Raw genomic sequence first — 10,810 nt, 5'->3', positions numbered from 1 at the left:
CGATGCCGCGGGTCGCCGCGGGGATCGGACCCCGCGCGTAGTTGGCCGACACCAGGGTCCCCGCGGCGTCCCGCGTCCCTCGTGGTTGGATCTCTTGGGCCATGCCCCCGGCGCCATTGGCGGGTGGGGACGTTGACGCGTGTCCGGGAATGGGTCGCGGACAGCCGGGCTCGCGGCGCTGGACCTGATCCGGAGAGGCTCGAAGGAGACGGGAATGGATCGGGCTCTACAGCAGCCTGCCGGAGGAGGACGAGCGCACCGTCAGCGACTTGCCGGCCCGGGACACTAGGTGGGCGAAGGCGAGGGCGGCCGCTGAGGCCTGCGCGGCCGATGGAAACGTCCGATGCGACTCGGCGACCATCTCGTCGGCTTCGTTGAGCAGGACCCAGGACCAGAGATGCTCGGCCTGGCGGATCTGGAAGTGCATGGCGGGCTCACCCGGTAAGGTCCATGCCCCACCATGCGCCGCGAAAAGACGTTGCGGGTTAATGACTTGCGCCGGCAAAGTCCAGTAGTCGACGAACCATCGACTTGTCCGCGCTTTCACCGCTGTTCACAGGGTGCCGATTGCCGCGGTCTGCGACCCGCTCGGATGGGAGAGACGAAGGGCGCCGCATTCAGCACCCGGGGACCGGTTGAAGGATCGGGGGGAAGCTCGGGAACGCCGCAGCGGAGGCTGTCCAACAACAAAAAAAGCAAGGCCCGAGGCCTTGCTTTTCAAGCTGCAGTGGCTCGACCTTTGATTTGTCCTACGCATTGCCTGCGTGACGGTCGGTTTTCCTCCCGAGACTCGGACCCTGCGCCGCCTCTTGCGGGCGTCGCAAACATCACGACCCGCTTATAGGAACAACAATTCGTGTTGTCACCGGGTCTGCGAGAAAAATCTGCGCTTTCTTGCCGGCAAATGGGCAGATCGACTCCGAATGGGGCAATCAGGCCGGTCGGCATGGCCCTCGGCGGGGCGGCCCGATTACGCCGCCCCGTGACCGACAGTGCTTGTAATTTACGTCCCCGGCGTGTTGTGTGCCCGCGCGCCTCGGTTCCTCCCGGCCGGATCCAGGCCGAAACCCCCGAAGACAAGCCTCCGAAACCATGCGTCTGTCCCGCTACTTCATGCCGACCTTGCGCGAGACGCCCAAGGAAGCCGAGATCGTCTCCCACCGCCTGATGCTGCGCGCCGGCTTGGTGCGCCAGGAGGCGGCCGGCATCTACGCGTGGCTGCCGCTTGGCCTGCGGGTGCTGGAGCGGGTCTGCGCGGTGGTGCGCCGGGAACAGGATCGCGCCGGCGCCATCGAGATCCTGATGCCGACCGTGCAATCGGCCGAGCTGTGGCGGGAATCCGGGCGCTACGAAGCCTACGGCAAGGAGATGCTGCGCCTGAAGGATCGGCACGACCGGGAGATGCTCTACGGCCCGACCGCCGAGGAGATGGTCACCGAGATCTTTCGCGCCAGCGTGCGCTCCTACAAGGACCTGCCGAAGAACCTCTACCAGATCTCGTGGAAGTTCCGGGACGAGGTGCGGCCGCGCTTCGGCACGATGCGCTCGCGCGAGTTCCTGATGAAGGACGCCTACTCGTTCGACTTCGACCAGGCCGGCGCGCGCCATGCCTACAACCGCATGTTCGTGGCGTATCTCCGCACCTTTGCGGGGCTCGGCCTCAAGGCGATCCCGATGCGCGCCGATACCGGCCCGATCGGCGGCGACCTGTCCCACGAGTTCATCATCCTGGCCAAGACCGGCGAGAGCGAGGTGTTCTGCGACCGGGCCTATCTCGATTTCGAGCCGCCGCCCGAGACCGTCGACTTCGACGACGTGGCGAGCCTCCAGGGTATCGTCGATGCCTGGACCTCGCATTACGCCGCCACCGACGAGATCCACGAGCCGGAGGCCTTCGCGGAGGTGCCGGAGGAGAGCCGCCTGAGTGCGCGCGGCATCGAGGTCGGGCACATCTTCTATTTCGGCACCAAGTATTCCGAGCCGATGGGCGCCAAGGTCGCCGGGCCGGACGGGATCGAGCGGCCGGTCCATATGGGTTCCTACGGCATCGGCCCGAGCCGGCTGGTGGCGGCGATCATCGAGGCCAGCCACGACGAGGCCGGGATCATCTGGCCGGATTCGGTCGCGCCCTTCGACGTAGCCTTGATCAATCTCAAGGTCGGCGATGCCGGCACCGACGCCGCCTGCGCGCAGATCCAGGCGGAGCTCGAGGCCGCCGGCCTGTCCGTGCTCTACGACGACCGCGACGAGCGGCCGGGCGCGAAGTTCGCAACCGCCGACCTGATCGGCCTGCCCTGGCAGGTGGTGGTCGGGCCGAAGGGCCTGGCTGAGGGCAAGGTCGAGCTGAAGCGCCGCGCCGGGGGCGAGCGCGAGAGCCTCGCCACCGTCGACCTGCTGACGCGCATCCGCCGGGTGTAAAACCCGTTCTCGGCGGGGTCCGGACAGCGTCCGTAAAGGGTCCCGGACTCAAAGGATCCGAGACTTTTCGTGGGTGCAGGGCCAAGCCCGAGACATCGGGGCTCCGCCCCGATACCCCGCCAAAGGGCTTGCCCCTTGGGATCCCGTGACGTTCCTGTCGGCCGGAAAGTGGATTTGCGGGAGGCAATTCTGCCTGGATTTGTGTTCATGCATCGGCACGGCGGCCATTCGGCACAGGATGCGTAGGACTTTCCCCATGGCGGGCGCAGCGGCGATCGATCGGGTGCGAGGCTTCGCGGCCTCCTTGCGCGAGGGGACGGCCCCGTTCGCACCGTTCGAGTGGATCATCGCCGGCCGCTACCTGCGGGCGCGCCGCCGGGGCGGCGGCGTGTCGGTGGTCGCGTTCTTCTCCGTGCTCGGCATCGCGCTCGGCGTCGCCACCCTGATCATCGTGCTCTCGGTGATGAACGGGTTCCGCGCGGAGCTGCTCTCCAAGATCGTCGGTATCAACGGACACCTGTTCGCCACGCCGATCGACCGCCCGTTCAACGATTGGGTCGATCTCTCGGAGCGCCTGTCGAAGGTGGCGGGCGTGCGCGCCGCGGTGCCGCTCGTGGAAGGCCAGGCCTTCGCCTCGTCGCAATTCGGCGGCTCCGGCGTGATCGTGCGCGGCGTGCGCGCCGCCGATCTCGACGCGCTGGCCGCGGTCTCCAGCTCGATCCGTGGCGGCACCCTGGAAGGGTTCGACGACGGCACCGGCGTCCTGATCGGCCGGCGGCTCGCCGATACCCTCGGGCTGCAGGCCGGGGACAACATCACGCTGGTGACGCCCAAGGGCGCGTCCACACCCTTCGGCACGGCGCCCCGGACCAAGAGCTACGCGGTCAAGGCGGTGTTCGAGGTCGGCATGACCGAGTTCGACCAGACCTTCGTGTTCATGCCGCTTACCGAGGCGCAGGCGTTCTTCAACCGGGAGAGCGACGTCAGCATGATCGAGATCTACGTCGACAAGCCCGATCAGGTCGGCGAGATGCGCGAGCCCCTGGAGATGGCGGCCGAGCGCCCGGTGCTGCTCACCGACTGGCGCCAGCGCAACCGCACCTTCTTCGGGGCGCTGGAGGTCGAGCGCAACGTGATGTTCCTGATCCTCAGCCTGATCGTCGTGGTGGCGACGCTCAACATCGTCTCGGGCCTGATCCTGCTGGTTCGCGACAAGTCGAGCGACATCGCGATCCTGCGCACCATGGGGGCGACCCCCGGCACGATCATGCGGGTCTTTTTGATCAACGGCGCGCTGATCGGGCTGGTCGGGACCCTGAGCGGCCTCGGGCTCGGCGTGCTGATCACCCTCAACATCAAGCCGATCCAGCACGTGCTGTTTCCCGGCGCCTGGGATCCGACCGTGCGGTTCCTCGCCGAGATCCCGGCCCAGATGAACCCGAAGGAGATCACCGCCGTGGTGATCACCTCGCTGTTGCTGTCGCTCGCGGCGACGCTCTATCCCTCGTGGCGCGCCGCCCGGCTCGATCCGGTGCAGGCCCTGCGCTACGGCTAACGGTCCGCACCCCATGAGCGATGCAAGCCCGCCCGCCGGCACCCCGCCGGTGCCGGCCCTGTTCTTCGCCCGCGTCGAGCGGCGCTATCCCCAGGCCGAAGGGGCCCTGGACATCCTGCGCGGGGCCGATCTCGCGATCTGGCCCGGAGAACTGGTGGCCCTGGTGGCGCCCTCGGGCGCCGGCAAGTCGACGCTCCTGCACCTCGCCGGCCTGCTGGAGCGGCCGGATGGCGGCGAGGTCTATATCGGCGGCCGGCCCACCGCCGCGATGCCGGATGTCGAGCGCACCCGCCTGCGCCGGGAGGAGATGGGCTTCGTTTACCAGTTCCACCATCTGCTGCCGGAATTCTCGGCACTCGAGAACGTGGTGATGCCGCAGCTGATCCGAGGCCTCGGCCGGGCGGAGGCCAAGGCCCGCGCCACCGAACTCCTGAGCTTCCTCGGCCTCAAGGACCGGCTGCCGCATCGCCCGGCCGAGCTGTCGGGGGGCGAGCAGCAGCGCGTCGCCATCGCCCGGGCGGTAGCGAACGGCCCGCGGCTGCTGCTGGCCGACGAACCCACCGGCAATCTCGACCCCGGCACCGCCGGCCACGTCTTCTCGGTGCTGATGGCGCTGGTGCGGGCCTCGGGCCTCGCAGCCCTGGTCGCCACCCACAACCTGGATCTCGCCGCCCGCATGGATCGCCGGGTGACGATCCGCGACGGGCTGATCACGCCGCTCGATTGAGATCGGATCGGCTCAAGCCGGCCGTTCCCGCGGGGCTGTCTCGGCTTCGGCGTCGCGGGGGTGCGACGCGGCGTCCGTCTCGGACCTTGGCGTCGCAGCCTCCGGCATCGCCAACGCCTCGACGTGATCGCAGGCCGCGATGATCGCGTCGGAGCTCTCGGCCATGCGCGCCTTGGCCTGGGCGCAAGCGCGCGCCACGCCCGGATCGCTCAGCAGCCGGACGAGGACGCGGGCGGCCCGCGCCGGCCGGAAGGCGCGGCGGCTCAGGGTCGCGCCGAGCCGCCGGTCCTTCAGGCGGCGCCCCTCGTCGAAATGGTCGAACGCCACCGGGACGACGAGCTGCGGGATGCCGGCCGCCAGGGCCTGCGCCACCGTGCCGACGCCGCCATGGTGGATCAGAGCGGCGCTGCGCGGCAGCAGCGCGCTCAAGGGCGCATAGGGCAGATGGATGATCCCGGGCGGCAGCGTCTTCGGGATCTGGCAGTCCTGAGGCGCGAGCAGGACGCCGCGCCGGCCCATCCGGCGGCAGGTAGCCAAAGCGGTGTCGAAGAAAGATGCGCCCTGGCGCATCGCCGAGCCGTAGGTGAACACGAGCGGCGCCGCGCCGTCGGCCAGGAAAGCCTCCAGCTCCGGCGGCATCGCCGGCACGTCGCCGAACCGGTCGACCAGCGGGAAGCCGAGCTGCACAGCCTGGACCGGCCAATCCGCCTGCGGCGCGGCGTACCAGTCCGGGAACATCAGCAGCATGCGGGTCGGGCTGTTCCACCAGTGCCGCAGCCGGGTGACCGGATCGAGGCCCAGGCGCTGACGCAGCGCGTTCAGCGGAGGCAGCGTGAACGGGCCGACCGCCACCGTGTCGGCGCCCTGGTTGAGCCAGGCGCGCAACGCCGCCGGGAGGATCCGCGGCAGCGGCAGCCCCGGCAGCCGGGGCGGATCGGACCGGCTCTCGATGAGGAAGGGCATCACGTGCAGCGTGGCGGCCGGGATGTCGTAGAGTTCCTGCGCGAGCCGCGCACCCCAGGCCAGCGGCGAGGCGACCACGATCTGCTCGACCCCCCGCGCGCGCGTCGCGCCGAGCCACAGACAGGTCGTCTCGGCAACCCGCATGGCGAAGTCGAACATCGGGCGGAAGCCCCAGCGCGGATGCCAGAGCTCGGGCTGCCCGATCACGGCCTCGTAATCGGCCGCCGAACCGAGGGGCTGGAAGGCGAGGCCGGCGCGGCGTGCCATCGCCTCGAACGGGGCCGGCGCAGCCAGCGTAACGCCGTGACCGCGGGCCAGAAGCGTGTGGCCCAGCGCGATGAACGGCAGCACGTCGCCATGTGTCCCGATGGCCACGAGAGCGACCTCGATCCGCCCCCCAATGTTGTGCGCGGGAATAGCCTGCTCCTTTGACCCCACCGGTCAAATAATGAACGTCCCCCATAAGCCGCGGGACATGCCAGCCCGCCTGATCTGTATCAAGCCACTATTTGTTTACCATGATTTGAAGCTGCAGGTCTCGTCCGGCTCGGGCCTCTTTATTTAGAACAAAACATGAACATAATAGAGGACGAACACGAGAGGCACGACGATGCTGAAGCGGTTGGTCCTGACCGGAATGGTCGAGTTCATGGCGTTCGGGATGCTGTTCGCGGCGGTCGGCGCCTGGGCGATAGCGTTGGCACCGGTCCGTTAGCCGGGGTTTGCGTTTCGGCGCCCGGTTCCCGCCCGAAACGGCTTATGCACAGGCGATCGGCCCCGCGGAGGGTGCGCGAATTATGGACCGATCGGCGAGAGGGTAGTGGATAGCAGCCTTGATGATGCAGTGCGGGTACAGCCCCGTTAAGCGCAACACGCGATGTTGGCAGGCCGTCAACGAGCCCGTCATGCCAAAAATCCTAAAAGAAGTCGGATTCGTCCACCTCCACGTCCATTCGTCCTATTCCCTCTTGGAAGGCGCGCTGAAGGTCGGCTCCCTGGTCAAGGCCGCGGTCGCCAACCGGCAGCCGGCCCTGGCGCTCACCGACACCAACAACCTGTTCGGCGCGCTGGAGTTTTCCGAGAAGGCGGCCGGGGAGGGCATCCAGCCGATCGCCGGCGTGCAGCTCTCGGTGGCGTTCGAGGCCGCCGATCCGCACCAGCGGACGGCACCCACAAGCCATGGCGTCGTACTGCTCGCCCAGGACGAGACCGGCTACGCCAACCTGCTGCGGCTTGCGAGCCGCGCCTATTTCGACACCGCGCTCGGCGAAGCGCCCCGGGTCGAGGCCGCCGCCCTGGCCGAGGCCGGGGCCGGGCTGATCGCGCTCACCGGCGGTCAGTCCGGGCCCCTGGACGCCGCGTTCCGGGCCGGGCGGCCCGAGCTGGCGCTCAGCCGCCTGAAGCAGCTCAAGGCGGCCTTCGGCGAGGACCGGCTCTACGTCGAGATCCAGCGCCACGGTACGCCCGAGGAGGGGCGGATCGAGACGGCGCTCCTCGACCTCGCCGGCCGCCACGGCCTCGGGATCGCGGCGACCAACGAGCCGTTCTTCGCCAAGCCCGACGATTACGACGCGCATGACGCGCTCTTGGCCATCGCGGACGGGCGGCTGGTCTCGGACGAGCGCCGCCGCCGGGTCACCCCGCGCCACGCCTTCAAGACCCGGGCCGAGATGGCCGAGCTGTTCCACGACCTGCCGGACGCGCTCCAGGCCACCGTCGAGATCGCCATGCGCTGCGCCGTGCGGGCGCGGACCCGCAAGCCGATCCTGCCGAATTTCGGCTCGGTGGCGGCGGGCGAGACCCCGTCGATGGCCAAGGCGCTGGCGGAGGCGGCCGACGCCCCCGTGCAGGCCGTGACCGCCGACGAGCCGACCGAGCTGCGCCGCCAGGCCGAGGCCGGTCTGGAGCTGCGGCTGAAGCAGCACGGCACCGCGCCGGGCTTCTCCGAAGACGATTACCGTAAGCGCCTCGCCTTCGAGCTCGACGTTATCGTGTCGATGAAGTTCCCGGGCTACTTCCTGATCGTCTCCGACTTCATCAAGTGGGCCAAGGACCATGATATCCCGGTGGGGCCGGGCCGCGGCTCGGGTGCCGGCTCGCTGGTGGCGTGGTCGCTGCTGATCACCGACCTCGACCCGCTGCGCTTCGGCCTGCTGTTCGAGCGCTTCCTCAACCCCGAGCGCGTCTCGATGCCGGATTTCGACATCGATTTCTGCGTCGAGGGTCGCGAGCGGGTGATCCGCTACGTCCAGCAGCGCTACGGCGAGCGGCAGGTCGGGCAGATCATCACCTTCGGTACGCTGCTCGCCCGCGGCGTGCTGCGCGACGTCGGCCGCGTACTGGAGATGCCCTACGGGCAGGTCGACAAGCTGACCAAGCTCGTGCCGCAGAACCCTGCCAACCCGGTGACGCTGGCCCAGGCGATCGAGGGCGAGCCCAAGCTCCAGCAGGCCATGGAGGAGGAGCCGATCGTCGCCCGGCTCATCGACATCGCCAAGAAGCTCGAGGGCCTGCACCGCCACGCCTCGACCCACGCCGCCGGCGTGGTGATCGGCGACCGGCCCCTCGAGGAGCTGGTGCCGCTCTACCGAGACCCGAAGACCGGGATGCGGGTGACACAGTTCAACATGAAGTGGGTCGAGCAGGCCGGCCTCGTGAAGTTCGACTTTTTGGGACTCAAGACCCTGACGATGCTGCGGTGCTGCACGGATTTGCTGCAGCAGCGCGGCATCGAGATCGACCTCGCTTCTTTGCCTCTGGACGACCCGGAGACCTACAGGCCGATGGGCCGGGGCGAGACGGTCGGGGTGTTCCAGGTGGAATCCGCCGGCATGCGCAAGGCGCTCTGCGAGATGCAGGCCGACCGGTTCGAGGACATCATCGCCCTGGTCGCCCTCTACCGGCCGGGCCCGATGGCCAACATCCCGGTCTATTGCGAGCGCAAGCTCGGCCGCGACGCCGGCAACGAGGCGTCGTGGTATCCGGATCCGAAGCTGGAGCCGATGCTGAAGGAGACGTTCGGCATCATCGTCTACCAGGAACAGGTGATGGAGATCGCCAAGGTCCTGGCCGGCTACTCGCTCGGCGAGGCCGACATGCTCCGGCGCGCCATGGGCAAGAAGATCCGCGCCGAGATGGATGCGCAGCGCGACCGGTTCCTCAAGGGCTGCACCGAGCGCGGGCTGACCAAGGCCAAGGCCAACGAAATCTTCGAACTGCTGGCCAAGTTCGCCGATTACGGCTTCAACAAGAGCCACGCAGCGGCCTACGCCCTGCTGACCTACCAGACCGGCTACCTCAAGGCGAATTTTCCCGTCGAGTTCCTGGCCGCCGCCATGACGCTCGATATCGACAACACCGACAAGCTCGCGGAATTCCGGCAGGACGCGCAGCGATTGAAGATCACGGTCGAGCCGCCCTCGATCAACACCTCCGGCGAGGTCTTCGAGGTGCGCGACGGCAAGATCTTCTACGCGCTCGCCGCCATCAAGGGCGTCGGGCGCGAGGCAGTGCGGGCGCTGGTCGAGGCGCGGGGCGACCGGCCGTTCAAGGACCTCGACTGCCTGGCCCGCCGGCTCAACCCGCGGATGATCAACAAACGGACCCTGGAAAGCCTGGTCCAAGCCGGCGCTCTCGACTGCATCGAGCCCGACCGCGCCCGGGCCTTCGCGGCCGTACAACCGATGATGACGCTAGCGCAGGAATGCGCCAGCGCCGAGGACGGCTACACAGATTTGTTAGGAGGAGTAGCAGCGACTGGGGTGCCGCTGCGGATCCCGCCGCACGAGGTCTGGCCGATGGCCGACACCCTCAAGCGCGAATATACGGCGATCGGCTTCTTCGTCTCGGGCCACCCGCTCGACGAGTACGGCGACCTCCTGGACAAGCTGCGGGTGCAGAGCTGGACGGATTTCTGCCGCTCGGTCCGGGCCGGGACCAGCAGCGTCGGCCGGGTCGCCGCCTCGGTGCTCGACCGGGCGGAGCGGCGCACCAAGACCGGCAACAAGATGGGCATCGTCACCCTCTCGGACCGGACCGCGCATTTCGAGGCGATCATCTTCTCCGAAGGGCTCGGCCAGTACCGGGACATCCTCGAACCGGGCCGGCCCCTGGTGCTCCAGCTTCAGGCGAACCTTGAGGGCGAGGACGTGCGCGCCCGGATCCTGACCGCGGAGCCCCTCGACCACGCGGTCGCCCGGCACCAGAAGGGCATCCGCATCCATCTCAGCGACCCGCGCGGGGTCGCGCCGGTGCAGCAGCGGCTGTCGATGCGAGGGGAGAGCGAGGTCTCGCTGATCCTCAAGCTCGACGGCGGCGGCCGTGAGGTCGAGATCCGGCTCCCGGGAAAGTTCCAGGCCTCCCCTCAGCTCGCAGGACAGCTCCGAACCGTGCCGGGGGTGGTGCAGGTGGAGGTGAGCTAGCTCGCCGCCGAACCACCTGCCGGCAGCACCACGGCCCGCGTGCCCACCGGCACGCGGCCGTAGAGGTCGATGATGTCCTGGTTCAGGAAGCGCACGCAGCCCGAGGACACCATCGTGCCGATGGTCTGCGGTGCCGTGCAGCCGGTAGAGCGTGTCCCGGCCGTCCCGGTAGAGGTAGAGCGCCCGCGGCCCGAGCGGGTTGCCGGCGCCGCCCGGCAGGCCGCCGGCGACCGGTCCGTAGCGCGCGGGCTCGCGCTTGATCATCGCGGGGGTCGGCGTCCAGCGCGGCCATTCGGCCTTGCGGGCGATGGTGGCGGGGCCCTGGAAGTTGAACGCCTCCTCCCGACCGACGCCCACGCCGTAGCGGATCGCCCGGCCCTTCTCGCGCACGAGGTAGGCGAAGCGTGCGCCCGGATCGACCACGATCGTGCCGGGCGGTTCGGCCGTGGCGTAACTGACTTCTTGGCGGAGGAAGCGCGGATCGATCCCCGTCAGGTCCACGGCCGGCACCGGGAACGGCTCGCCGGGGAGGGCGGCGTACATCGCGACATAAGAGGGATCGACCGGCGGCCGCAGATCCGCCACCGGTGCCGTTTCGCGGGTGACGCAACCGGCGAGCAGGAGGGGCGTGCCTGCGAGCAGGGTCCGGCGGGTCAGAGTCATGGGTGGCTGATCTCGCGGAAGGGTGCGGTCTAAGAAAACTGCCACGCTGTCGCCCCGTCCAGC

6 protein-coding genes and 1 pseudogene are annotated in these 10,810 nt (G+C 68.9%); 4 read left to right on the top strand and 3 right to left on the bottom strand.

The features are described from left to right. Positions 1–226: 226 nt before the first annotated feature. Positions 227–427 carry a hypothetical protein gene (locus tag MKL11_RS27275; protein WP_243949178.1) on the bottom strand — a complete coding sequence of 67 codons (201 nt, stop codon included), beginning with the start codon at positions 425–427 and terminating at the stop codon, positions 227–229. 665 nt (positions 428–1,092) lie between these two features. On the opposite strand from MKL11_RS27275, the gene proS reads away from it, so the two are divergent. The 3 genes from proS (at position 1,093) to MKL11_RS27260 (ending at position 4,700) form a co-directional block, all read left to right on the top strand. Next, positions 1,093–2,418, top strand: a complete 1,326-nt coding sequence (gene proS / locus MKL11_RS27270; protein WP_243949176.1) for a proline--tRNA ligase — start codon at positions 1,093–1,095, stop codon at positions 2,416–2,418. Positions 2,419–2,674: 256 nt separating this feature from the next. Continuing rightward, positions 2,675–3,973, top strand: coding sequence for a lipoprotein-releasing ABC transporter permease subunit (locus MKL11_RS27265; RefSeq protein WP_243949174.1), 1,299 nt, complete (start codon positions 2,675–2,677; stop codon positions 3,971–3,973). A gap of 13 nt (positions 3,974–3,986) precedes the next feature. Further along, the gene (locus MKL11_RS27260) at positions 3,987–4,700 is read left to right on the top strand and encodes an ABC transporter ATP-binding protein (protein ID WP_243949167.1); all 714 of its coding nucleotides are present in this window, start codon (positions 3,987–3,989) and stop codon (positions 4,698–4,700) included. 12 nt (positions 4,701–4,712) lie between these two features. Here MKL11_RS27260 and MKL11_RS27255 read toward each other — a convergent pair whose 3' ends face one another. Then, on the bottom strand, positions 4,713–6,053 hold the full coding sequence (locus MKL11_RS27255; RefSeq protein WP_409565926.1) for a glycosyltransferase: 1,341 nt from the start codon (positions 6,051–6,053) through the stop codon (positions 4,713–4,715). A gap of 515 nt (positions 6,054–6,568) precedes the next feature. Between MKL11_RS27255 and dnaE the strand changes: the two genes are divergently transcribed. Next, positions 6,569–10,084 carry a DNA polymerase III subunit alpha gene (gene dnaE / locus MKL11_RS27250; RefSeq protein WP_243949156.1) on the top strand — a complete coding sequence of 1,172 codons (3,516 nt, stop codon included), beginning with the start codon at positions 6,569–6,571 and terminating at the stop codon, positions 10,082–10,084. Here the strand turns inward: dnaE and MKL11_RS27245 are convergent. Continuing rightward, a pseudogene (locus tag MKL11_RS27245) lies at positions 10,081–10,747 on the bottom strand (L,D-transpeptidase). The gene dnaE and the pseudogene MKL11_RS27245 sit on opposite strands and share 4 nt — an antisense overlap. Positions 10,748–10,810 lie beyond the last annotated feature (63 nt).

The organism is Methylobacterium sp. J-077 (assembly GCF_022829365.1).
GTDB lineage: Bacteria > Pseudomonadota > Alphaproteobacteria > Rhizobiales > Beijerinckiaceae > Methylobacterium.
Note: the sequence above shows the minus strand (reverse complement) of the source record. Positions and strands in the feature narration are given on the sequence as shown.